At 61.3% G+C, this 22,141-nt stretch carries 21 protein-coding genes and 1 pseudogene; 13 read left to right on the top strand and 9 right to left on the bottom strand.

The features are described from left to right. Positions 1 to 19 precede the first annotated feature (19 nt). From livH to ACO77H_RS06055, 8 genes are all read left to right on the top strand, one after another. The gene (livH, locus tag ACO77H_RS06090; protein ID WP_169955502.1) at positions 20 to 943 is read left to right on the top strand and encodes a high-affinity branched-chain amino acid ABC transporter permease LivH; all 924 of its coding nucleotides are present in this window, start codon (positions 20 to 22) and stop codon (positions 941 to 943) included. After that, positions 940 to 2,193: a high-affinity branched-chain amino acid ABC transporter permease LivM gene (locus ACO77H_RS06085; RefSeq protein ID WP_029297111.1), complete on the top strand. Its 1,254-nt coding sequence runs from the start codon at positions 940 to 942 to the stop codon at positions 2,191 to 2,193. Before livH ends, ACO77H_RS06085 begins: the two co-directional genes overlap by 4 nt. Beyond that, on the top strand, positions 2,190 to 2,957 hold the full coding sequence (gene livG / locus ACO77H_RS06080; protein ID WP_169955501.1) for a high-affinity branched-chain amino acid ABC transporter ATP-binding protein LivG: 768 nt from the start codon (positions 2,190 to 2,192) through the stop codon (positions 2,955 to 2,957). Before ACO77H_RS06085 ends, livG begins: the two co-directional genes overlap by 4 nt. Then, a complete protein-coding gene (locus ACO77H_RS06075; protein ID WP_029297115.1) occupies positions 2,958 to 3,659 on the top strand; it encodes an ABC transporter ATP-binding protein in 702 nt (233 codons plus the stop codon). A gap of 256 nt (positions 3,660 to 3,915) precedes the next feature. Next, positions 3,916 to 4,224: a BufA1 family periplasmic bufferin-type metallophore gene (locus ACO77H_RS06070; RefSeq protein ID WP_170042904.1), complete on the top strand. Its 309-nt coding sequence runs from the start codon at positions 3,916 to 3,918 to the stop codon at positions 4,222 to 4,224. A gap of 26 nt (positions 4,225 to 4,250) precedes the next feature. After that, positions 4,251 to 5,132: an MNIO family bufferin maturase gene (bufB, locus tag ACO77H_RS06065; protein WP_432755156.1), complete on the top strand. Its 882-nt coding sequence runs from the start codon at positions 4,251 to 4,253 to the stop codon at positions 5,130 to 5,132. After that, positions 5,129 to 5,896, top strand: coding sequence for an HvfC/BufC family peptide modification chaperone (locus ACO77H_RS06060; RefSeq protein ID WP_432755155.1), 768 nt, complete (start codon positions 5,129 to 5,131; stop codon positions 5,894 to 5,896). The genes bufB and ACO77H_RS06060 overlap by 4 nt, the downstream gene beginning before the upstream one ends. Then, entirely contained in the window at positions 5,893 to 6,378 is a 486-nt protein-coding gene (locus tag ACO77H_RS06055; RefSeq protein WP_432755154.1) for a DoxX family protein, read from the top strand. The genes ACO77H_RS06060 and ACO77H_RS06055 overlap by 4 nt, the downstream gene beginning before the upstream one ends. On the opposite strand, the gene ACO77H_RS06050 is transcribed toward ACO77H_RS06055, so the two are convergent. After that, positions 6,375 to 7,283, bottom strand: coding sequence for a LysR family transcriptional regulator (locus ACO77H_RS06050; protein ID WP_169955496.1), 909 nt, complete (start codon positions 7,281 to 7,283; stop codon positions 6,375 to 6,377). The genes ACO77H_RS06055 and ACO77H_RS06050 overlap by 4 nt on opposite strands. Positions 7,284 to 7,388: 105 nt before the next feature. On the opposite strand from ACO77H_RS06050, the gene ACO77H_RS06045 reads away from it, so the two are divergent. Continuing rightward, positions 7,389 to 7,988 (top strand): short chain dehydrogenase, encoded by a 600-nt coding sequence (locus ACO77H_RS06045; RefSeq protein WP_169955495.1) that lies wholly within the window; start codon positions 7,389 to 7,391, stop codon positions 7,986 to 7,988. On the opposite strand, the gene ACO77H_RS06040 is transcribed toward ACO77H_RS06045, so the two are convergent. Further along, positions 7,989 to 8,345, bottom strand: coding sequence for a hypothetical protein (locus tag ACO77H_RS06040; RefSeq protein WP_169955494.1), 357 nt, complete (start codon positions 8,343 to 8,345; stop codon positions 7,989 to 7,991). 169 nt (positions 8,346 to 8,514) lie between these two features. Between ACO77H_RS06040 and ACO77H_RS06035 the strand changes: the two genes are divergently transcribed. Further along, positions 8,515 to 9,186, top strand: a complete 672-nt coding sequence (locus tag ACO77H_RS06035) for a COG3650 family protein (protein WP_169955493.1) — start codon at positions 8,515 to 8,517, stop codon at positions 9,184 to 9,186. A gap of 106 nt (positions 9,187 to 9,292) precedes the next feature. Further along, on the top strand, positions 9,293 to 10,906 hold the full coding sequence (locus ACO77H_RS06030) for an NAD(P)/FAD-dependent oxidoreductase (protein ID WP_169955492.1): 1,614 nt from the start codon (positions 9,293 to 9,295) through the stop codon (positions 10,904 to 10,906). A 67-nt stretch (positions 10,907 to 10,973) separates the two neighbouring features. Here ACO77H_RS06030 and ACO77H_RS06025 read toward each other — a convergent pair whose 3' ends face one another. Continuing rightward, positions 10,974 to 12,068, bottom strand: coding sequence for a PLP-dependent cysteine synthase family protein (locus ACO77H_RS06025; protein WP_169955491.1), 1,095 nt, complete (start codon positions 12,066 to 12,068; stop codon positions 10,974 to 10,976). 216 nt (positions 12,069 to 12,284) lie between these two features. Between ACO77H_RS06025 and nhaA the strand changes: the two genes are divergently transcribed. Next, positions 12,285 to 13,472, top strand: a complete 1,188-nt coding sequence (gene nhaA, locus ACO77H_RS06020; RefSeq protein ID WP_169955490.1) for a Na+/H+ antiporter NhaA — start codon at positions 12,285 to 12,287, stop codon at positions 13,470 to 13,472. An 82-nt stretch (positions 13,473 to 13,554) separates the two neighbouring features. Here the strand turns inward: nhaA and ACO77H_RS06015 are convergent, their stop codons facing one another. Next, positions 13,555 to 14,019 carry a glycine zipper 2TM domain-containing protein gene (locus tag ACO77H_RS06015; RefSeq protein WP_029297142.1) on the bottom strand — a complete coding sequence of 155 codons (465 nt, stop codon included), beginning with the start codon at positions 14,017 to 14,019 and terminating at the stop codon, positions 13,555 to 13,557. A 157-nt stretch (positions 14,020 to 14,176) separates the two neighbouring features. On the opposite strand from ACO77H_RS06015, the gene ACO77H_RS06010 reads away from it, so the two are divergent. Then, positions 14,177 to 14,422, top strand: a complete 246-nt coding sequence (locus tag ACO77H_RS06010) for a hypothetical protein (protein WP_432755153.1) — start codon at positions 14,177 to 14,179, stop codon at positions 14,420 to 14,422. A 142-nt stretch (positions 14,423 to 14,564) separates the two neighbouring features. Here ACO77H_RS06010 and pdxH read toward each other — a convergent pair whose 3' ends face one another. The 5 genes and pseudogenes from pdxH to dinG form a co-directional block, all read right to left on the bottom strand. After that, complete coding sequence (gene pdxH, locus ACO77H_RS06005; RefSeq protein WP_169955488.1) at positions 14,565 to 15,212, bottom strand: pyridoxamine 5'-phosphate oxidase; 648 nt, start codon at positions 15,210 to 15,212, stop codon at positions 14,565 to 14,567. 27 nt (positions 15,213 to 15,239) lie between these two features. Continuing rightward, entirely contained in the window at positions 15,240 to 16,250 is a 1,011-nt protein-coding gene (locus ACO77H_RS06000; protein ID WP_169955487.1) for an OmpA family protein, read from the bottom strand. Between the two features lie 139 nt (positions 16,251 to 16,389). Next, positions 16,390 to 17,535 (bottom strand): serine hydrolase, encoded by a 1,146-nt coding sequence (locus tag ACO77H_RS05995; RefSeq protein ID WP_170042910.1) that lies wholly within the window; start codon positions 17,533 to 17,535, stop codon positions 16,390 to 16,392. Positions 17,536 to 17,600: 65 nt separating this feature from the next. After that, a pseudogene (locus ACO77H_RS05990) lies at positions 17,601 to 19,814 on the bottom strand (beta-galactosidase); the annotation flags it as partial. An 88-nt stretch (positions 19,815 to 19,902) separates the two neighbouring features. After that, positions 19,903 to 22,047, bottom strand: a complete 2,145-nt coding sequence (gene dinG / locus ACO77H_RS05985) for an ATP-dependent DNA helicase DinG (protein WP_032858113.1) — start codon at positions 22,045 to 22,047, stop codon at positions 19,903 to 19,905. Positions 22,048 to 22,141 lie beyond the last annotated feature (94 nt).

The raw sequence follows: 22,141 nt of genomic DNA, 5'->3' as shown, positions 1-22,141 counted from the left end.
GGTTTTTAGGAGCGCTGTAATGCCTGAGATCTATCATTTTTTCCAACAGCTGGTTAATGGCCTGACCATTGGCAGCACCTATGCCTTGATAGCCATTGGCTACACAATGGTTTACGGCATCATTGGAATGATCAACTTCGCCCACGGCGAGGTGTACATGATTGGCTCCTACGTGGCGTTCATCGCCATTGCCGGGCTGGCCATGATGGGTATCCACTCCCTGCCGCTGTTGATGACTGCCGCGTTCCTTGCGTCAATCGTCGTAACCAGTGCCTACGGCTACAGTATCGAACGCGTTGCATACCGCCCCCTGCGTGGCAGCAACCGCCTGATCCCGTTGATTTCCGCCATCGGCATGTCGATTTTCCTGCAGAACACCGTATTGCTGTCCCAGGACTCCAAGGACAAGTCCATTCCCAACCTGATCCCGGGGAGCTTTTCCTTCGGTCCAGGTGGCGCACAAGAAGTGCTGATTTCCTACATGCAGATCCTGGTCTTCGTCGTCACCCTGGTGGCCATGCTGGGCCTGACCCTGTTCATCTCCCGCTCCCGTCTGGGGCGCGCCTGCCGGGCCTGTGCCGAAGACATCAAGATGGCCAACCTGCTGGGCATCAACACCAACAACATCATTGCCCTGACCTTCGTCATCGGCGCCGCACTGGCCGCCGTCGCTGCCGTGTTGCTGAGCATGCAGTATGGCGTGATCAACCCCAACGCCGGCTTCCTGGTGGGGCTCAAAGCCTTCACTGCGGCGGTCCTCGGCGGCATCGGCAGTATTCCGGGCGCGATGCTCGGCGGGCTGGTGCTGGGTGTGGCCGAAGCGTTTGGTGCCGATATCTTCGGCGACCAGTACAAGGACGTGGTGGCCTTCGGTCTATTGGTTCTGGTGCTGTTATTCCGGCCGACCGGCATCCTGGGCCGTCCGGAGGTTGAGAAAGTATGAGCAGATATCTTAAATCGGCGTTTTTCAGCGCCTTGCTGGTATGGGCCGTGGCCTTTCCGGTACTCGGGCTCAAGTTGAGCATTGTCGGGATCAACCTTGAAGTACACGGCACCGGGCCGGTGACGCTGACCATCATTGCCCTGTGCTCGGTGCTGATGTTCCTGCGGGTGCTGTTCACCCAGCAGGTCGGGGCACTGCTCAAGTCCAATCGTGGCCCGCTGGTCTCGCCCAAGGTCAGCCAGTTCCTGACCCTGCCGCGCACCCAGCGCTACATCATCATCGGCCTGATCGTGGCCGCGTTGATCTGGCCATTCTTCGGCTCCCGTGGTGCGGTGGATATCGCCACCCTGATCCTGATCTACGTGCTGCTGGGCCTGGGCCTGAACATCGTGGTGGGCCTGGCCGGCCTGCTCGACCTGGGTTATGTGGGTTTCTACGCGGTGGGTGCCTACACCTACGCGCTGCTCTCGCACTACCTGGGCTGGAGCTTCTGGATCTGCCTGCCTCTGGCCGGCATGGCAGCGGCGACGTTCGGCTTCCTGCTGGGCTTCCCGGTGTTGCGCTTGCGCGGTGACTACCTGGCCATCGTGACCCTGGGTTTTGGTGAGATCATCCGTCTGTTCCTGCGTAACCTCACTGATATCACCGGCGGCCCCAACGGCATCAGCAGCATTCCCAAGCCAACGTTCTTCGGCTTGTCGTTTGATCGCTCCGCTGCCGAGGGCATGCAGACCTTCCACGAGTACTTCGGGATTGCCTACAACCCGGTGAGCAAAGTGGTGTTCCTGTACCTGGTCGCCCTGTTGCTGGCCCTGGCCGCGCTGTTCGTGATCAACCGCCTGCTGCGCATGCCGATCGGGCGTGCCTGGGAAGCGCTGCGTGAAGACGAAATCGCCTGCCGTGCGCTGGGCCTGAACCCGACCATCATCAAGCTCTCCGCCTTCACCCTGGGTGCCGCGTTCGCCGGTTTCGCCGGCAGCTTCTTTGCCGCTCGCCAAGGCCTGGTGACACCGGAGTCGTTCACCTTCATCGAGTCGGCAATCATCCTCGCCATCGTGGTATTGGGTGGCATGGGCTCGCAGTTGGGCGTGATCCTCGCGGCCATCGTGATGATCCTGCTGCCGGAACTGATGCGTGAATTCAGCGAGTACCGCATGTTGATGTTCGGCGCCATGATGGTGCTGATGATGATCTGGCGCCCTCAAGGCCTGCTGCCCATGCAACGTCCACATATGGAGCTGCGCAAATGAGCCGCGAGATCCTGAAAGTCGAAAACCTGAGCATGCGCTTCGGCGGCTTGCTGGCGGTCAATGGCGTCGCCCTGACCGTCAAAGAGAAACAAGTGGTCGCGTTGATCGGCCCCAACGGCGCCGGCAAGACTACGGTGTTCAACTGCCTGACCGGTTTCTACAAGCCGGCCGGTGGCAGCATCCTGCTGGACGGCCAGCCGATCCAGGGCCTGGCCGGTCACCAGATTGCCCGCAAGGGCGTGGTGCGGACCTTCCAGAACGTGCGGTTGTTCAAGGACATGACCGCCGTGGAAAACCTGCTGATCGCCCAGCACCGGCACCTGAACACCAATTTCTTCGCGGGCCTGTTCAAGACCCCGGCGTTTCGCAAGAGCGAGCGCGAGGCCATGGAATACGCCGCGTACTGGCTGGACAAGGTCAACTTGACCGAGTTTGCCAACCGCCCGGCCGGCACCCTGGCCTATGGTCAGCAACGTCGCCTGGAAATCGCCCGCTGCATGATGACCCGCCCGCGGATCCTGATGCTCGACGAACCGGCTGCGGGCCTCAACCCCAAGGAAACCGAAGACCTCAAGGCGTTGATCGGTGTGCTGCGTGAAGAAAACAACGCCACCGTGCTGCTGATCGAACACGACATGAAACTGGTCATGAGCATTTCCGACCATATCGTCGTGATCAACCAGGGCACGCCATTGGCCAACGGGACGCCGGAGCAGATCCGCGACAACCCGCAAGTGATCAAAGCCTATTTGGGGGAAGCGTAAATGCTGCAATTCGAAAACGTTTCCACTTTCTACGGCAAGATCCAGGCCCTGCACGACGTCAACGTGGAAGTGCGCCAGGGCGAAATCGTCACCCTGATCGGCGCCAACGGTGCCGGCAAGTCCACCCTGCTGATGACCCTGTGCGGTTCGCCCCAGGCTCACAGCGGCAGCATCCGCTACATGGGTGAGGAACTGGTGGGCCAGCACTCGGCGGCGATCATGCGCAAGAGCATTGCAGTGGTCCCGGAAGGCCGTCGGGTGTTTGCCCGCCTGACCGTGGAAGAGAACCTGGCCATGGGCGGGTTCTTCACCGACAAGGGCGACTACCAGGAGCAGATGGACAAGGTGCTGCACCTGTTCCCTCGGCTCAAGGAGCGCTTCAGCCAGCGCGGCGGCACCATGTCCGGTGGCGAACAGCAAATGCTTGCCATCGGTCGTGCGCTGATGAGCAAGCCCAAGCTGCTGTTGCTGGACGAGCCTTCCCTGGGCCTGGCGCCGATCATCATCCAGCAGATCTTCGATATCATCGAGCAGCTGCGCAAGGACGGTGTGACGGTGTTCTTGGTGGAGCAGAACGCCAACCAGGCGTTGAAAATTGCCGACCGCGCCTATGTGCTGGAAAACGGCCGGGTGGTGATGCAGGGCAGCGGCGAACAACTGCTGACCGATCCGAAAGTGCGCGAGGCGTACCTGGGCGGCTAAAAACGGTTGCTGGATGAACAGGACCAACATGTGGGAGCGGGCTTGCCCGCGATGGCGGTGTGTCAGTGCTGGATGTATTGGCTGACACGCCTCTATCGCGAGCAAGCCCGCTCCCACATTTGCTTTGTGTGAATCGTAGATTTCGCGCTGTTTTAAAGTTTTCTTCGATCCACCTGTAACAATCCCCTCCCCCCTTTCTCTAGTGGGGTAAGCAAGCACAAACGCTTCCTTACCACCTCACTGCTGGAGAAACACCATGACCGCTACCACCCGCTCGCTGCCCGTCGCCGCCCTCGCCCTGGCCCTGGGTTCTGCCTTGAGCCTGAGCGCCCTGACCACTGTCGCCCATGCCGACGAGGCCAAGATGGAAAAATGCTTCGGCGTCGCCCTCAAAGGCAAGAACGACTGCGCTGCAGGCGCCGGCACCACCTGTGCAGGCACTTCGAAAACCGACTACCAGGCCAACGCCTGGAAGCTGGTTCCCGAGGGCACCTGCGTGAAGATGGAAAGCAAAACCTCGTCGACCGGCTTTGGCCAACTGGAAGCCTTCAAAGCCAAGTCCTGAACTATCCCCACGCCTGAGTATCGACGATGATTCTTTCATCCTTGCCTGACATCTCCGGGGCTCAGGCCCCCGGCCTGCCCCGGCGGGCCGGGCTGGGGCTCAAGAGCGAGCACTTCCAGGAAGTGCTCGCCACCCGGCCCGACATTGGTTTTTTTGAAGTCCACGCCGAAAACTACATGGTGGCCGGTGGGCCTTTTCATCATTACCTGGGATTGATCCGCGAGCAGTACCCGCTGTCGCTGCACGGCGTCGGCCTGTCCATTGGCGGCGAAGGCCCGCTGAGCCAGGAGCACCTTGCACACCTGGCAGCACTGGTGGCGCGCTATCAACCCCAATCCTTTTCCGAGCACCTGGCCTGGTCAAGCCACGGCCCGGTGTATCTCAACGACTTGCTGCCCCTGGCCTATGACGACGCCGCCCTTAAACGCGTGTGCGCACACATTGACCAGGTACAAACCGTGCTCAAGCGGCGCATGTTGCTGGAGAACCCGTCGACCTACCTGCAGTTCCAGTGCTCCACCCTGGACGAAACAGACTTCATCAGCGAAGTCATCCGGCGCACCGGCTGCGGCTTGCTGCTGGACGTAAACAATGTGTATGTGTCCTGCGTCAATCATCAGCAGGATCCGTTGGCCTACCTTGATGCTTTGCCTTTGCACACCGTGGGTGAGATTCATCTGGCCGGCTTTGCCGAAGACACCGACAGCCTGGGTGATCGCCTGCTGATTGACGATCATGGCGCCCCCATCGACAACGCGGTGTGGCAGTTGTATCAGCAAGCCTTACAACGCACCGGACCGGTTGCGACGCTGATTGAGCGCGACAACGATGTGCCAGCCTTCAGTGTGTTGCACGCCGAAGCCCGGCAAGCCGACCAGCATCTACTGACCGCGGCGGTGCACCCATGAACAACCTGCAAAGCCAGTTTGCCCAGGCACTGCTGGCGCTGTACCAACCATGCCCGGATGGTTTGTTCAGCAGCAATGGCGCCGATCCTGCCAGTCGTTTTGCGGTGTATCGCAACAACGTCCACAGCTCGTTGATCAACGCCCTGGCCGACAGTTATCCCGTGACCCTGCAACTGGTGGGCGATCGATTTTTCCGGGCCATGGCCGGGATGTATGTCCAGGCGTATCCACCCACCAACCCGCTGCTCAACGAGTACGGCAGTGACTTGGCCGACTTTATCCAGGGCTTCGCCCCTGCCGCCAGTGTCCCGTACCTGGCTGACGTCGCGCGGCTGGAGCGCTTGCGGATCAACGCCTATCACGCTGCCGACGCACCCGTCGCCGACTCGCAGGCCGTCATAAACCAGCTGCAACAGTTGCCTAGCCTGGGCAACGTGCGCCTGCAATTGCATCCATCCGTTACCACCCTGCAATCGAACTACGCCGTGGTGGCGTTATGGGCCGCGCATCAAACCAGCGACACCGTCGCCAGACTCGACCCGTGGCACGGGCAATGCGCGCTGATCCTGCGCAATGGCCTGGAGGTGGAGGTGTTTTGCATCGACAGCGGCTGCGTGGCGTTTATCAACAGCCTGAACAACCAATGGCCCCTGGAAATGGCGATGGCGTACGCCCTCGACGCAGCGACTGAGTTTGACCTGCACCAATGCCTGGGACTGCTGATCAGCCACCGCGCCATCACCCATATCAAGGTACAACCATGAACACTGCCGCCCCGAGCCTGATGTCCCGCGTCATTCAGGCCTTTGAAAAAATCCCCTACAGCCTGATCGCTCTTGTCGCACGTTTTTCCATTGCGGCGGTGTTCTGGAAGTCCGGCCAGACCAAGGTCGAGGGCTTGGCCATCGACCTGGTCGATGGCACCTTCGAACTGGGTATGCCACACCTGGCAAGCTCCACTGTGCCGTTGTTTCAAAGTGAATATCGGATACCGTTTGTGCCAGCTGAAGCAGCCGCGTACATGGCCACGTGCGCCGAGCACTTTTTTCCGGTCCTGATTCTGCTGGGGCTTGCCACGCGCCTTTCAGCCCTGGCGTTACTGGGCATGACCCTGGTGATCCAGCTGTTTGTCTACCCGGATGCCTACCCGACCCACGGCACTTGGATCGCGTTGCTACTGGTGCTGATGGCCAAGGGGCCAGGACGCGTGTCCATTGATCACTGGATCGCACGGCGCTGGCGTTAAAGCCGGTCCAACGCCTCGCCGTTGCGCTTGAACCAGCCCACCAGGTAATCGGCCAGCACTTGGGTACGGCGTGGCAGCCCGCCCTGATAGGGGTGGACCAGGTACATCGGCATACTGCGGGTCTGATAATCGCGCAGGATCCAGCGTAGTCGGCCGTCAGCCAATTCCATCTGCAACAGGTAGGACGGCAGCCGCGCGACACCCGCGCCAACCAGCGCGGCTTTTTTCAGCAGGTTGTAGTGGTTGGAGGCAAAGGTGCCATCCACCCGCACTCGCAACAATTCGTGTTGCTGGTGATACAGCCACTCCTCGCGACCGCTGTAGTGGCTGTTGAGCAAGCAACGGTGGCCAACCAGGTCAGCCGGCACCAGCGGTTCACCATTTTGCTCCAGGTAGGCCGGGCTGGCGCAGGTCATTTCATGCCAGGCCAGCAGAGGCTTGGCGACCAGGCGCTCATCATTGGCAACCTCTGAGCGCACTGCCAGGTCAAACCCATCCCTGGCCAGGTCGCGATAGCTATTGTTGAGGTCCAACTCGATCTGGACTTGTGGATACTGCCTGGAAAAATCCAACAGCAGGCCGTCGAAAAACGTTTCGCCCAAGGACACCGGAACCGTCATACGCACGGGCCCGGCCAAATCATCCTTGAGCCGCGCCAATGCCTGTCGGGCACGCTCGACCTGGACCACCAGCCCCTGGGCCTGGGGCAACAATGCCGCACCCGCCGCCGTCAGGCTGAGGCGGCGGGTGGTGCGGTGCAGCAACACCACCGAGTATTGCGCCTCCAACTGGCTGATGCGCTTGGACAACTGCCCCTTGCTGCACCCCAGTTGCTGGGCGGCCAGGGTAAAACTGCCGGCCTCGATCAATACCGCAAACGCCGCCAGATCATCCATCTCGCTCATGGATTGTTTCCATTTGAAAACCAAAGGTTGCCTATTAGTGCGCTTATCCGCAGAAAAAACCACTCTAGACTCAAGGCTCACCTAAACCCCTTGAGGAACCACACCATGAAAATCCTGTTGATCGGCGCCAGCGGCACTGTGGGCTCGGCGGTCAAGGCCGAACTGTCCCAGCGCCATGAAGTGATCAGCATCGGGCGCAAGAGCGGCGACTTTCAGGTCGACATCAGCGACAGCGCCTCGATCCGCCGACTGTTTGTACAAACCGGCCAGTTCGATGCCTTGGTGTGCGCCGCCGGCAGCGTCAACTTCGTGCCCCTGGGGGATATGGAGGCCAGCCATTTCGACCTCGGCCTGCAAGACAAGCTGATGGGTCAGGTCAATCTGTTGCTGATCGGCCGCGAGTTTGCCAACGACGGTGCGTCGTTCACCTTTACCAGCGGCATTCTCAACCGCGACCCGATCCGCACAGGCGCCTCGGCGGCACTGGTCAATGGCGCTATTGATGCTTTCGTCAAAGCGGCAGCGATTGAATTGCCGCGGGGCCTGCGGATCAACTCGGTCAGCCCGACCGTGTTGGTGGAAGCCATGGGCAGCTATGCGCCTTACTTCAGGGGTTTTAAGCCGGTTCCGGCGACGGAAGTGGCTTTGGCCTACGCCAAGAGTGTGGAAGGTTTACAGACCGGACAGACCTACATCGTCGGTTGATCACTTGAGCAGCGACGGCATCATCTCTAACAACTGGTTGCGGGGGATGGAGAACCTCAGGCCCGGACCGTAGAGCACACCTTGGACCGTCGCCGTATTGAGCTGCCGGCCATTGAGGTACAGGGTCATCTGCTTATGCATGGCCGCCTGGGTCAGCGCTTTCGTGCGCTCCCTGGCTTCCGGCGTCAGCGTCACGTCGACCTCGATAAACTCGGGTTGGAGGGCGCCGGCTCTTTTCAGGGTCAAGGTCATATCGGAGAAGTCGGTCTGTGAGGTGTAGAACAGCTTGGCCGGTACCTCGGCCCAGGCCAGGGGTGCCACGCAGGCCAGGGCGAAAAGGGTCCATCGAATGTTCATATGAATGCGCCTTTCGAAAAACTTAAACTTGGCATAAGGCTTCCGTAACATCCACGGAAAAGGCTTAATTTCAGGCTCCGTTAAAATGCTGCAACCTAATCGCCCATCACCGGCTTGTGATGCAGCGCCAGCCTGCGTAACGTGGCGGCACTTATCAGGAGACCCGATAATGCTTGCCGCCCGTACCCTTGCTCTGTTTGCCCTGTTGCCCCTGCTCACCGCCTGCCAGTTGTTCGACCGCGATGCGGCCAAGCCGTCCATGACGGGCCTGACTCGCATGCAGGGCGAATTGACCGCAGTGGGCGACAAATTGCTGTTCCAGCCCTGCCATGATCAGCGCAACTATGTGGTCAACGACACCGGCGGCACCAGCATCCTCCAGGAAGCTGCGTCCCTGGCCGGCCAGCAAGGGGCCTTGTTTGCCGACCTGCGCGGCAAGTTCTCCGGAGTCGCCAGCGGCACCCAGGGCCAGGTGGACCTGCAGCAACTGTACCGCGTCGAACGTTCGACCTCGGCCTGCGACGACCCGGACTTCAAGCGCATGATCCTGCGCGCCAATGGCCACAAGCCGGCGTGGGCATTGAACGTCACCAATAAGGGCATGGTCTTGCAACGCGAGGGGCAGCCACCGTTGCCGGTGCCTTATGTCGAAGAACAACTGGGCGACGGCCGCTTCAACCTCACCACCGAAGCCAACGGCCAGCAGATTGAACTGTGGGTCGCGCCCCAACGCTGCATCGATAGCGTCAGTGGCAGCCTGCAGCATATGAGCGCCGAACTTCGGATCAACGGTCAGGTGCAGCGTGGCTGCGCGGCGTTTGGCGGCTCGCGAGACGACTGATTCAGCCCTGCGCTGTTTTAGCATGACGGGAAACCGCCGTTGGGGCTTATAATCGCCGGTTTGCAAAACCGCCGGCCCTACCAAACGCCGCATACCGGATCCTGTCATGCTACGAATCACCGAACTCAAGCTGCCCATCGACCATCCCGAAGAAGACCTGCGGCCTGCCATTGTGCAGCGCCTGGGCATCGCCAGTGATGATCTGCTCGATTTCACCCTGTTCAAACGCAGCTACGATGCACGCAAGAAGTCGTCGGAGCTGTGCTTCATCTACACCGTAGACCTTGAGGTCAAGGGCGAGGCCGCCCTGCTGCTCAAGTTCGCTGACGACCGCAATATCAATGCCGCCCCCGATGTCAGCTACAAGGTCGTCGGCCAGGCACCGGCCGACCTGAGCGAGCGACCGATTGTGGTCGGCTTCGGCCCTTGCGGGATCTTTGCCGGGTTGTTGCTGGCGCAAATGGGCTTCAAGCCGATCATCCTCGAGCGCGGCCGCGAAGTGCGCCAGCGCACCAAGGACACCTGGGGCCTGTGGCGCAAAAGCGTACTCAACCCCGAGTCCAACGTGCAGTTCGGCGAGGGCGGTGCCGGGACCTTTTCCGACGGCAAGCTCTACAGCCAGATCAAGGACCCGAAATTTCACGGGCGCAAGGTCCTGCACGAGTTCGTCAAGGCCGGCGCGCCAGACGAGATCCTCTACGTCAGCAAACCGCACATCGGTACCTTCCGCCTGACCGGCGTGGTGGAAAACATGCGCCAGCAGATCATCGCCCTGGGCGGTGAAGTGCGTTTTGAACAGCGGGTCACCGACGTGCTGATCGAAGATGGCCAGTTGAATGGCGTGGTGGTCGCCGGTGGCGAGCAGATCCTTTCCAAGCATGTGATCCTCGCCCTCGGCCACAGCGCCCGCGACACTTTCCGCATGCTCCACGGCCGTGGCGTGTACATGGAAGCCAAGCCGTTTTCGGTGGGTTTCCGTATCGAACACCCGCAGTCGCTGATCGACGCCGCACGCCTGGGCAAATATGCCGGGCACCCGAAACTGGGCGCAGCCGACTACAAGCTGGTGCACCACGCCAAGAACGGCCGTTCGGTGTACAGCTTCTGCATGTGCCCAGGCGGCACGGTGGTGGCAGCCACCTCCGAGCCGAATCGAGTCGTGACCAATGGCATGAGCCAGTATTCGCGTAACGAACGCAATGCCAACTCCGGGATCGTGGTGGGTATCACGCCGGAAGTGGACTACCCGGGCGGCCCGCTGGCCGGGATCGAGTTGCAGGAGCGCCTGGAGTCCCACGCGTTCATCCTCGGCGGCAGCAACTACGAAGCACCGGCGCAACTGGTGGGTGATTTCATCGCCGGCAAGCCGTCCACGGCTATTGGTAGCGTGGAACCTTCCTACAAGCCAGGCGTAGCCCTGGGCGACTTGGCCCTGGCCTTGCCAGACTTCGCCATCGAGGCCATCCGCGAAGCGTTGCCGGCCTTTGAGAAGCAGATCAAGGGTTACTCGTTGCATGACGCGGTATTGACCGGGATCGAGACCCGCACTTCATCGCCGCTGCGGATCACCCGCGACGCGTCGATGCAGAGCTTGAATGTCAAAGGCCTGTTCCCGGCCGGCGAAGGTGCTGGCTATGCCGGTGGGATCCTGTCGGCCGGCGTTGACGGGATTCGGATTGCCGAAGCCGTGGCGCGCAACATCCTCGGGATCGAAGCCTGAGCAAACGCCCTCCACTGTGGGAGCGGGCAAGCCCGGCTCCCACAGTGATCATCGTGCGCCAGACGGTTTAGATATTGGCGCGCAGGATACTGTCCGGCAACGGCTCGCCCCGCTCGACACTGGCGGCAACCGCGTCGATCAACTCTTCCAGTTCATACCCCTGCCCGACCAGCCACGCATCGTCGTAGTAGGTCGTGGCATAGCGCTCGCCACCATCACACAGAATCGCCACGATAGACCCGGACTCCCCTGCCGCCTGCATCTGCTGCGCGGCAACCAGCGCGCCGATCAGGTTGGTGCCGCTGGAACCCCCGACCCGCCGGCCCAAGCGTTGCGCCAGGTAATGCATGGCCGCCAGCGACAAGGCATCCGGCACCTTGACCATCGCATCGATCACCTTGGGCAGGAACGATGCCTCCACCCGCGGCCGGCCGATGCCCTCGATCCGTGAACCGCAGTCCAGGCGCAAACTGGCGTCACCGCTCTGGTAATACTCGAAGAACACCGAACGCTCGGCATCGGCACACAAGACTCGGGTGCAATGCTGGCGATAACGCACATAGCGCCCCAGGGTCGCCGTGGTCCCGCCGGTACCCGGGCTGGAAATCAGCCAGCTCGGCTCTGGATGGCGCTCGAAGCGCAGTTGCTGGAAGATCGATTCGGCAATGTTGTTATTCGCCCGCCAGTCCGTCGCGCGTTCGGCATAGGTGAACTGATCCATGAAGTGCCCGCCACTTTCCTGCGCCAGGCGCTCGGATTCGGCGTAGATCTGCGTGGGATCCTGCACCAGGTGGCTCTTGCCACCGTAGAAGGCGATCTGCGCAATTTTCTCCTGGGACGTGGTGGCCGGCATCACCGCAATGAACGGCAGGCCCAGCAAACGCGCGAAGTACGCCTCGGAGATCGCCGTCGAGCCACTGGAGGCTTCGATCACTGGCGCGCCGGGCTTGAGCCAACCGTTGCACAGCGCATACAGGAACAGGGAGCGAGCCAGCCGGTGCTTGAGGCTGCCGGTGGGGTGGCTGGACTCATCCTTGAAATACAACTCGATCCCCGGCAAGCCCGGTAAAGGCAGCGGGATCAGGTGGGTGTCGGCGCTGCGCTGGAAGTCCGCCTCAATAATGCGGATGGCCTCTCGGGCCCACGGACGATGGTCGCTCATGCTCAAGTTCCATTAGGTTTTCAGGCTGAATGTTAGGGTCTTTCCTACACTGCTCACAGATACAGTCATGACTCAATTCGACACACAATTGCTAGTCTTTGACGCAAGCCCTACCACGACGCTTTTATATAACAAAAAAGAATATAACTTTTGTTTTAACAACTAACAGTACGGGTTAGGGTACGCCCCTATTGAACTTTGATTGGAGAGCATCCCTTGCCTCTGCGTAGCACGTTTACCCGTTTCTTCCAGCTTGAAGCGGCCAGCGGCCTGTTACTGATCGCTGCAGCCGCCTTGGCGCTGATCATCAACAACTCGCCGCTGTCCCATCTCTACAACAGCTTTCTTGACGTGCCCGTCGCCGTACAAATCGGCGCCCTGCAAATCGCCAAGCCGTCGCTGCTATGGATCAACGACGGCCTGATGGCCCTGTTCTTCCTGCTGATCGGTCTGGAGGTCAAGCGCGAGTTGCTCGATGGCCACTTGTCCAAGCCTTCCCAGGTCGTGCTGCCAGGCGCTGCAGCCATCGGCGGCATGGTGGTGCCGGCGCTGATCTACTGGGCGCTGAATAAGGATAACCCGGCGGCGCTGGGCGGCTGGGCCATCCCGATGGCCACCGATATCGCCTTTGCCCTTGGCGTGTTGGCCCTGCTGGGCAAGCGTGTACCGGTGTCGCTGAAGCTGTTCCTGATGACCCTGGCGATCATCGATGACCTGGGCGCCATCATCGTCATCGCGATTTTCTATTCCAGCGAACTGTCCACCGCGTCGCTGGCAGGGGCAGGTGCCTGCCTTGTCGCGCTGATAGCCATGAACCGCCTGGGCGTGGTCAAGCTCGGGCCGTACCTGATCATCGGTCTGATCCTGTGGGTCTGCGTGCTCAAGAGTGGGGTTCATGCCACCCTGGCTGGCGTCACCCTGGCGTTCTGCATTCCGCTGCGCACCAAGAACGCCGAACCCTCGCCCCTGCTGGGCCTGGAACACGCGCTGCACCCATGGGTGGCCTACGGCATCCTGCCGCTGTTCGCGTTTGCCAACGCCGGCGTGTCGCTGGCCGGGGTCAACCTGGAGAGCTTTACCCACCATGTGCCAATGGGTATCGCGGCCGGCCTGCTGGTGGGCAAGACGGTCGGTGTGTTTGGGCTGACCTGGCTCGCGGTGAAAACCGGGCTGGCTGCCCTGCCGACCGGCGCCAATTGGGGCCAGGTCATGGGCGTGGCCATCCTGTGCGGTATCGGCTTCACCATGAGCCTGTTTGTCGGCTCGCTGGCGTTCGTGCCGGGCAGTAGCGAATACGCCGGGATGGACCGGATGGGTATTCTCACGGGCTCGATCCTGGCGGCATTGATTGGTTATGCAGTGACGGCGATGGCCAGTCGTAAGCAAGCGGCTACCAGCGCTTAACGCGCTGGCACGCTCAACTTAGCACCCAATAAAAAACCCCGCCCGGTCACCCGGTCGGGGTTTTTCTTTGACCGCCGGCCCCTTAACGGGTAACGCGGCTGGTACCGTCTACAGTCATGATGCGCACACGGTCACCAATGCGGAAGATCTCGTTTTCCTGCACGGCCTGGACGTAGGCGCGCATGCTGCCGTCGTCTTCGCGCACGGTGATTTCCACGCCCTGGGTGCGGGTCAGGCCTTCTTCGGTGGCCGAGCCCAGCAGGCCGCCGGCCACGGCACCGATAACAGCCGTCACGATGCTGCCACGGCCGCCACCGATGGCGCTACCGCCAACACCGCCGATGACTGCGCCTGCTGCGCCGCCGATTGGGGTCTTGGTGCCTTCGATCTTGACCGGACGCAGGGATTCAATGGTGCCCATGCGCACGCTCTGCACACGACGTGCTTCGTCACGGGAGTACGAGTCGCCGGTCAGACTGGAGGCGCAGCCACCCAGCAGCAACGACATGGTGGTAAAGCAGGCAACCAGCAAAACAGACTTACGCATAGCATCAACTCCATAGGACATATCTTAATTAGACTCCGCTGCTTGACGCCTGTCACGGCAAGGCCCGGAGAAAATTGCTTTCATTCAGCCCCAGTACAGACAGGCTGTACCGCGAAAATCGACGAACGGTAGCAACCGCATCCAGACAAGGAGTTTCATGGACTACTTCATCATTGTAGCTACCACCGCCGCCGGCCTGTATTTCCACTGGTGGCTGTACCGGCGAATCAAGCGCTGGGTGGACCGCGACCTGGCGCTGTCCCTGGCTGGAGACGATCAGCACAAGCGCATCTTTATGCTGCAACAGTTGGACCGCGCCAAGGCTGAGAAGGTCAAGCGTAAGGATTTGCCGCAGTGGCTGCAGGACGCAGCCCGGCAATACACACCACTAGCCCCGGAGTAGAGACCTCGGCAAGAACACCAAGATCAAAGGTGAGAGCTGTCGAGCTCTGGCGAGGCTGCGATAGGGGGTGTATCAGACAACCTGAAGTGGGCAGCGCCGCCATCATCGCAGCCTTGCCCGGGCTCGGGTGCTTAAAGGGCCCTCAGGGCGCCAGTCGCTCGCGGGTCCAGTCGGCACCCTGCAAACGATAGTTCAAGCGATCATGCAAGCGGCTCGCCCGACCCTGCCAGAACTCGATGCGCTCGGGCAGCAGGCGATAACCACCCCAGTGTTGCGGACAATCCGGCTGGGTCTCGCTGAAACGCTGCTCGGTCAGCGTGAGCAAATCCTGCAATTGCTGGCGATCACGGATCACCTGGCTTTGCGGGGAAGCCCAGGCGCCGATGCGGCTACCCAGGGGACGCACCTGATAATAGGCGTCCGACTCCTCGGGCGTGACCTTGACCACCCTCCCCTCGATACGCACCTGGCGCTCCAGGGTCGGCCAGAAGAAGGTCATGGCAGCAAACGGGCGGGCTGCCAATTGCTGGCCCTTGGCACTCTGGTAGTTGGTGAAGAAGGTAAAGCCCTGGGCATCCAGCCCCTTAAGCAGCAAGACGCGGCAGTGAGGCCGGCCCTCCTGGTCCACGGTCGCCAGGGTCATGGCATTGGCCTCCACCGGTGGCTGCTCGGTCTTGACCGCATCGTTGAACCACTGGTGGAACAAGGCAAACGGCTCGTCCGGGGCCTGGGCCTCGCTCAAACCGTCCCGTGTGTAGTCACGGCGCATATCAGCCAGTGCCTGGGTCATGCGGCTTTATCCTTCTCGCTCAACTACTCAGTTTTTTGCCTGGTCGTTTGCCGCTACTTTTTTCGCTGGCGTTGCATCCTTGGCGGCAGCTGGCTTTTTGGCAGCCGGCTTGGCGGCGGCTTTCTTCGCGGCCGGCTTGGCGGCGGCCTTCTTGGCAGGTGCTTTCTTGGCGGCAACGGCTTTCTTGGCGACCGGTGCTGGGGCAACAACGTCCTGTACCGCAACCAGCTCAGGCTTCGGTGGGTTTGGCGAGTTGTACTTGCTCAGCAGTGCCAGCATGGTGGTGCGCTGGGTAAACATGATCTCCATGCGACGGTTCAAGGCACGGCCCTGGGTGCTGTCGTTGGCGGCGCGGGGCATCAGGTCACCCATGCCACGCAGCATCAGGCGGTCCTGCTTCAGGCCGCTGAGGCTGAAGATCGAGGCAATGGACTGCGCACGCTCCTTGGTCAGGGGCTGGTTCTGCACGGTATCGATGTGACCCAGGACGAGCACGGCAGTCTTCGGATCCTTTTCAACGGCCTTGGCGACACGGGTGAACGGGCCCAGGGTCACTGGCAACAACATTGCAGGGCGTTTCGGGTTGTACGAACCATCGACCGGGGCAATCACCACCAGCACGTTGTCGCGACGTTCCAGTTGCAGGTTGCTGTCCTTGATCGCGGCACGCAGGCGCGGCTCGTAGTCGTCCAGCCAGGCCTGGGTGATTTTCGGGTCGGGCATCGGGATGTTGGTCACATCGACTTTGCTCAGCGGTTTTGGCTTGCTTTCAAACGGCCACCACCATTTGGTATCGCTTTCAGTCTTGGCGACCACCGGGGCAGCAGCCGCGGCTGGCGTTGCCGCCTGCAGATCGGCCTTGAGGTCTGCCTTGGCATCAGCCGCCTTGGCATCGGCCTTGGCGGTAACATCCTTGGTCGCCGACTTGTCGAACCCGAATGACCACCAATGCTCGCCAGACGCATCATTTTGTGGAGTTTGTGCACAGCCAGTAATAGTGAGGCAGAGCGCCAGTGCCAAGGACTTGTTCGATAACATGAGATATCCACAAAATGAGAAAACACAGGGGTCTGGATGACCCGTTAAACAGACGCTTCACGAAGTTTAAAGTAACAATACTTTTCAAGCGCCTTTTGTAGGTGCCTTTTTAACAAAAAAACGCCAGACAGCAAGCTATTTACAGACAACCGGCCAATATTCTTACCAACTTTTGCGCGCGCGGGTCCATAAGTACATACGGCCCCAGAGTATTGGTCACGAAACCAAATGCTACATCATGTTCCGGATCGGCAAAGCCCACAGAGCCACCGGCCCCGGGATGCCCAAATGCACGTGGGCCAAGGCCGAAGGTCGCATTGGGCACATCTGGCTGGTCCAACATGCAACCCAGGCCAAAACGGGTTTGCGTCAATAAGGTTTTATCCGGCCCGATACTGTGCTCGCGGGTCAGTTGTTCAAGCATCTCGGCTTCCAACAAACTTCCATCCAACAAACCACTATAAAACCCGGCCAAACTGCGCGCATTGCCATGCCCATTTGCCGCCGGCTGCTGCATACGACGCCACTCGGGTTTATTAGTGCTGGTTAGTATAGAGGGCGGATTGGTAAACGCCCGGGTAGTCATTGCCGCAGGTTCGCGCAGGGTGACCTGTAATAGCCTCTGGGCTGCCTCATCCCCCATGTTGCCTTTGCTCCGGGCAATGTGGGCGACGCGATAGAACTCTGCGTCGGCCAACCCGACATGGAAGTCCAGGCCCAACGGGCGGGCAACCCGGGCCACAATCGACTCCCCCGGCCCACGCCCATCGGCGCGACGCAGCAGTTCACCGACCAGCCAGCCATAGGTGATGGCGGCGTAGCCATGGCCCTCGCCGGGTGTCCACCAGGGAGCCTCGGCGGCCAGGGCAGCGGTCATCAAGGGCCAGTCATACAGGGCCTCGGCGGGCAATATTTCACGCAGCGCTGGCAGCCCGGCCTTATGGCACAGTAGTTGGCGCAAGGTGATGTTTTCCTTGCCTGCCGCGGCGAACTCCGGCCAGTAGTTGGCAACCGGGGCGTCCAACTGCAATTTGCCTTCGGCAACCAGTTGCAGGGCGGTGACGGCGGTGAAGGTCTTGGTGCAGGAGAACAGGTTGGCAATAGTGTCGCTATGCCAGGCCTCGGCACCGTCCTTGTCGGCGGTGCCGGCCCACAGGTCGAGGACGGTTTCGCCGCCAATCTGCACACACAGCGCCGCACCACGCTCCTGAGGGTCGTCAAACAGTGCGCCGAAGGCTTCACGCACTGCTTCGAATTGAAGCTCGTAATGACCCTGAATCTGCACCTGCATCCCCCTCGGAAAAGACTTGCGTTAAATGGCGCCCATTGTTCCAGTCATTACGGGGTTTGGGAACCCGTTGCCGCGTGGGCGACCTTGGCTTTTTCGGCTTCCCGACCCAATTGCTGGATCGCCGCCAGATTGCTTTTACGCACACTGTCGACGAAGCCCTGGAACGGCACATCGGTGATCCCCACCAGGCCGAAATGGCCATTTTCACCGTCCAGCAAACGCCCGGTCACCGGCTGGTCGAGGTACTGGAACCAGTGCACACCGACAATCGACGGCTCGGCCATGGCCTGCTTGAGGAAGGTCGCATAGGCCGGGCCGCGCGCCTCTTCCCTGGCCAATGGCGTCAAGCCGCCCCAGAACGGGCCACGGTCGGCCGAGCCGACGTTGAACTCGCTGATCAGTACCGGCTTGTCCAGCGCGCGCAGGGCGGCGAAGTCATGACCGTCCTGGGGCTTGAGGGTGTACATGTTGAAGCTCAGCACATCGCAATACTGGGCGCAGGACGCCACGGCTTCCGGCGTGCTGACCGCATAGCGGCCACCCAGCAGCAACTGGTTGGGCGCGTGCCATTTCAGCGCATCGGAGATGGTCTTGAAGTAGGCGTCGGCGAAAGTCTTCTGGAAATACTGGAAATCAGCCTCGATTTCCGGATGTTCGGGGTTGGGAACCGGCGGCTCGAAGCCTGGATCTTCCATCAACTCCCAGCCAGCCAGGTGAATGCCCCAGGCTTTGGACAGGCCGTCTTCGTTGCGATATTTATCGCGCAGTTGCTTGAGGAACGCACGTTTGGCCGGCACATCGGTAGTCATGCGCAGGGTGCCGTAGGCCAGGGCATAACGGGATTTTGCATCATTGCCAGGACCGGCCCACGCCAGTTCGTTATCGGCAAAGAAGCCGATCAACCAGGGATCGTCGCGATGGTCACGGGTGGCAATCGCCACGGCCCGCTCGGTGGCCATGGCAAAGCGCGGGTCGAAGGGATCGGGCATGCCTCCCCACCAGTCGATCCCGGTGCTGATACTGGTGTAGTCGCCAATGATCGACAGCGCCAAGGTGTAAGGCACGCGATCTGCGCCAACCAGCTGCGGGGCGCTCCAGTTGCCGACGGTATTGAAACCCCAGGCCTGCAGGCGGTCCAGGGTGTGGCCGACCCAGCGCGCCTGGTCGAAACCTTCGGAGCCATAAGTGCGTTGCAGATTGGCCCCGTAGAAATCGTACCAGCGCCCCACATTGAAGCCGCGCCCGACATCCGCGCCATTGCCGCCACGGTTATCGCCACTGCCATAATATTTGTCGAAAGGCTCACCCGCCTTGGGCAGTGCGCCAAACATCCACTCGCGCCCGGCGACATAGGTCTGGCTGTTGGCCGGGCTCACGGTGTTGACGCCCAGGGAGTAGAACGGATGCCCCAGCGGAGTCACCAGGTACCAGCGCCCGTCGCGCTTTTCGGTGCGAAAGAAACCGCTGGCGTCAAAGGCCGGGCCCTTGGTCCAGCCGCCAAACTTGTCCAAATCGGCCTTGTCACGCTCCGCGAGCCAGCCCCTGAGCAGTTGCTGCTCCTTGGCGGCCGCAGCCTTGAGTTGCTCGTCGCTGCTGACTTTTTCCGGCCAGCGCGCGCGGGTGGACTGCCCATAGGCATCCACCAGCTCACTGTAGGCGGCCTTGAGCACCGGTTCGCTGTCCTGCACGCCAAAGCGTTCCAGCAGGATGCTTTGCGGCGCGACCGGCTGGATCATCGATAGAGTGACCGAGACCACCTGGCTGCGATCGATTTCCCCAGCGCTGGCGGCCAGCATCACACGCTGCCCGTCCACGGTGATCGGCATCGGCGGCCCGGCCTTCATGCCCTGGCTCAAGGGCGAATTGGCTTGCAGCGGCACCAGCAGGGTTTGCGCAGGCCCCGCCGGCAAATCGATACGACTGACCAGGGTCTTGCCGTCGCTGCTCTGCACCTTGACGTACAAGGTCAGCGCCCAGTCCATCGCACTCTGGATGCGCAGGCTCATGGCAGTCGATTGCGACCAGTCCCACACCCCGCTCTGCGGGCTGAGCACCAGGCTCGGCTGTGCCGCCGGATTAAAGGTGATGCGGCGCAGCACCTCGCCTTCCGGGGTCTGCTCGGCGTTGTATTGCGGCAAGCTGGCGTCCTGGGTCGCCACCTTGACCACATCGGCCGGCCGGACAAAGTTGAACAGCGTCTGTTGCCCGGCCGGCGCGGCCAGCAATGGCGCGGCGAACAACAAGGCAAAAAGAGCAGGCAGCGTGCGGATCATACGAACAAGGTTCTCCCAATCGGCCGGTGAATGGCCTGATGACATACATGAGATAGACCACGAAGTGGGCGAATTCGCCCACTGTGGATTAAGAAATTTCGCGCCGGAAAGGCGGCAAGGCATTCAGGATAGCCTTGCCATAGCGCTGGGTGACCAGACGGCGGTCGAGCAAGGTGATGGTGCCCCGGTCCTCCTCGGTACGCAGCAAGCGGCCACAAGCCTGGACCAGCTTCAACGAGGCGTCCGGCACCGAGATTTCCATGAACGGATTGCCGCCCCGGGCTTCGATCCATTCGGCCAGCGCCGCCTCGACCGGATCGTCCGGCACCGAGAACGGGATCTTCGCGATCACCACGTGTTCACAGTAGGCGCCGGGCAAGTCGACACCTTCGGCAAAGCTCGCCAGGCCGAACAACACGCTGGAGTCCCCGCCATCGACCCGTGCCTTGTGCTTGTTCAGGGTTTCCTGTTTCGACAGGTTGCCCTGGATAAACACCTGCTTGCGCCAGTCACGGTCGAGGCCGTCGAACACGTCCTGCATCTGCTTGCGTGACGAAAACAGCACCAGGGTGCCCTTGGAACCTTCCACCAGCGATGGCAGGTCACGAATGATTGCTGCGGTATGGGCCGGCGCGTCCCGTGGGTCGGCCTTGAGGTCCGGCACCCGCAGCACACCGGCGTCGGCATGATGGAACGGGCTGGGGACCACGGCGGTGACGGCTTTTTTCGGCAGGCCGGCGCGCATGCGGAATCGGTCGAAGGTGCCCAGGGCGGTCAGGGTGGCCGAAGTCACCAGGGCGCCGTAGGCCACGTTCCACAGGTTGCGTCGGAGCATTTCTGCGGCGAGGATCGGGCTGGCGTTGACCTCGATATCGAACAGCGCGCCGCTCTCCGACAGCGTCAGCCAGCGGGCCATGGGCGGGTTATCTTCCGGGTCTTCAACGGTGAAGGCGGTCCATAACTCCCAGTTGCCCTGGGCGCGGGACAGCAGGCTGCCAAACAACGGATACCACTCTTCGGCCTGGTTGCTGGCGATGCCGATATTGACCTCGCCATCCATGCCTTCCTTGAGCAGGTCGGTCAGGCGCGTGAACAGATCGGTGAGGCGTGAGAAGCCCTTCTTCAGCTCCACGCCCATCTCGCGCATATGCTCGGGGATCAGCCCGCCGACAAAACGATGGCGCGGCCGTTCGCGGCCTTCGACGTCTTCGCCAGGCTTGAAGTCCGCCACCTGCTCGCAGGCGCTGAACATGAACTGTTGCTGGGTCTTGATCTCCCGCGCCAGCTCCGGCACCTGCTCGATCAGCTTGCCCAGGTCGCCCGGCAGCGGATGCTGGGCCAGCAGCTTGGTGAGGTTCTTGGCGGTGGTTTCCAGCCAGTCGGCAGTGGAACGCAGGCGCGTGTAGTGGGCAAAGTGGCCGATGGCCTTGTCCGGCAAGTGGTGGCCTTCGTCGAACACATACAGGGTGTCGCGCGGGTCCGGCAGCACAGCGCCGCCGCCCAGGGCCAGGTCGGCGAGGACCATGTCGTGGTTGGTGACGATCACGTCGACCTTGCCCATGCCTTCGCGGGCCTTGTAGAAGGCGCACTGGCCGAAGTTGGGGCAATGCCGGTTGGTGCACTGGCTATGATCGGTGGTCAGGCGCGCCCAGTCGGCGTCTTCCAGGGCGTTGGGCCAGCTGTCGCGGTCACCATCCCACTTATTACCGGCCAGCTTTTCGATCATGCTGGTAAACAGCTTCTGGCTGGCCTCATCGACTTCGATCTTGAAACCTTCTTCTTCGAACAGCGAGGCCGTGGCGGTTTGCGCGTGGCCTTCCTGCAGCAGCACATCCAGCTTGGACAGGCACATATAGCGGCCACGCCCCTTGGCCAGGGCAAAGGTGAAGCTCAGGCCGCTGTTGCGCATCAGGTCCGGCAGGTCTTTGTAGACGATCTGCTCTTGCAGGGCCACGGTGGCGGTGGCAATCACCAGGCGCTTGCCGGCGGCCTTGGCAGTAGGAATCGCCGCCAGGCTGTAGGCCACGGTCTTGCCAGTACCGGTGCCGGCCTCGACGGCCACGACCGCAGGGTCGCCACTGCGCCGGCCTTCATCGTCGGTGTCGATATCCCCGAGGACCTTGGCCACTTCGGCGATCATCAGGCGCTGGCCGTAGCGCGGTTTCAAGCTCTTGGCTTCGAGAAAACGCGAGTAGGCGCCCTGGATCGTGGTTTTGAGTTCAGTGCTGATCATGGATAGTCGGGCGCAAAAAACGCTGGATAAATTTTCAGTGGTTCGGATCGGCCGCTATCATACCCCGCTAATTAATCCCGCGCAGAACGGAGTA

Origin of the sequence: Pseudomonas sp. WMBT8 (genome assembly GCF_050916005.1) — a bacterium.
Classification (GTDB): Bacteria; Pseudomonadota; Gammaproteobacteria; order Pseudomonadales; family Pseudomonadaceae; genus Aquipseudomonas.
The sequence above is the reverse complement of the archived record's forward strand: the minus strand, read 5'-3'. Positions and strand labels throughout refer to the sequence as shown.

Excerpts from the sequence above, each read along its gene's own strand:
- livH (WP_169955502.1), top strand. The coding sequence starts at position 20 with ATGCCTGAGATCTATCATTTTTTCCAACAGCTGGTTAATGGCCTGACC.
- ACO77H_RS06085 (WP_029297111.1), top strand. The coding sequence starts at position 940 with ATGAGCAGATATCTTAAATCGGCGTTTTTCAGCGCCTTGCTGGTATGG.
- livG (WP_169955501.1), top strand. The coding sequence starts at position 2,190 with ATGAGCCGCGAGATCCTGAAAGTCGAAAACCTGAGCATGCGCTTCGGC.
- ACO77H_RS06075 (WP_029297115.1), top strand. The coding sequence starts at position 2,958 with ATGCTGCAATTCGAAAACGTTTCCACTTTCTACGGCAAGATCCAGGCC.
- ACO77H_RS06070 (WP_170042904.1), top strand. The coding sequence starts at position 3,916 with ATGACCGCTACCACCCGCTCGCTGCCCGTCGCCGCCCTCGCCCTGGCC.
- bufB (WP_432755156.1), top strand. The coding sequence starts at position 4,251 with ATGATTCTTTCATCCTTGCCTGACATCTCCGGGGCTCAGGCCCCCGGC.
- ACO77H_RS06060 (WP_432755155.1), top strand. The coding sequence starts at position 5,129 with ATGAACAACCTGCAAAGCCAGTTTGCCCAGGCACTGCTGGCGCTGTAC.
- ACO77H_RS06055 (WP_432755154.1), top strand. The coding sequence starts at position 5,893 with ATGAACACTGCCGCCCCGAGCCTGATGTCCCGCGTCATTCAGGCCTTT.
- ACO77H_RS06050 (WP_169955496.1), bottom strand. The coding sequence starts at position 7,283 with ATGAGCGAGATGGATGATCTGGCGGCGTTTGCGGTATTGATCGAGGCC.
- ACO77H_RS06045 (WP_169955495.1), top strand. The coding sequence starts at position 7,389 with ATGAAAATCCTGTTGATCGGCGCCAGCGGCACTGTGGGCTCGGCGGTC.
- ACO77H_RS06040 (WP_169955494.1), bottom strand. The coding sequence starts at position 8,345 with ATGAACATTCGATGGACCCTTTTCGCCCTGGCCTGCGTGGCACCCCTG.
- ACO77H_RS06035 (WP_169955493.1), top strand. The coding sequence starts at position 8,515 with ATGCTTGCCGCCCGTACCCTTGCTCTGTTTGCCCTGTTGCCCCTGCTC.
- ACO77H_RS06030 (WP_169955492.1), top strand. The coding sequence starts at position 9,293 with ATGCTACGAATCACCGAACTCAAGCTGCCCATCGACCATCCCGAAGAA.
- ACO77H_RS06025 (WP_169955491.1), bottom strand. The coding sequence starts at position 12,068 with ATGAGCGACCATCGTCCGTGGGCCCGAGAGGCCATCCGCATTATTGAG.
- ACO77H_RS06015 (WP_029297142.1), bottom strand. The coding sequence starts at position 14,019 with ATGCGTAAGTCTGTTTTGCTGGTTGCCTGCTTTACCACCATGTCGTTG.
- ACO77H_RS06010 (WP_432755153.1), top strand. The coding sequence starts at position 14,177 with ATGGACTACTTCATCATTGTAGCTACCACCGCCGCCGGCCTGTATTTC.
- pdxH (WP_169955488.1), bottom strand. The coding sequence starts at position 15,212 with ATGACCCAGGCACTGGCTGATATGCGCCGTGACTACACACGGGACGGT.
- ACO77H_RS06000 (WP_169955487.1), bottom strand. The coding sequence starts at position 16,250 with ATGTTATCGAACAAGTCCTTGGCACTGGCGCTCTGCCTCACTATTACT.
- dinG (WP_032858113.1), bottom strand. The coding sequence starts at position 22,047 with ATGATCAGCACTGAACTCAAAACCACGATCCAGGGCGCCTACTCGCGT.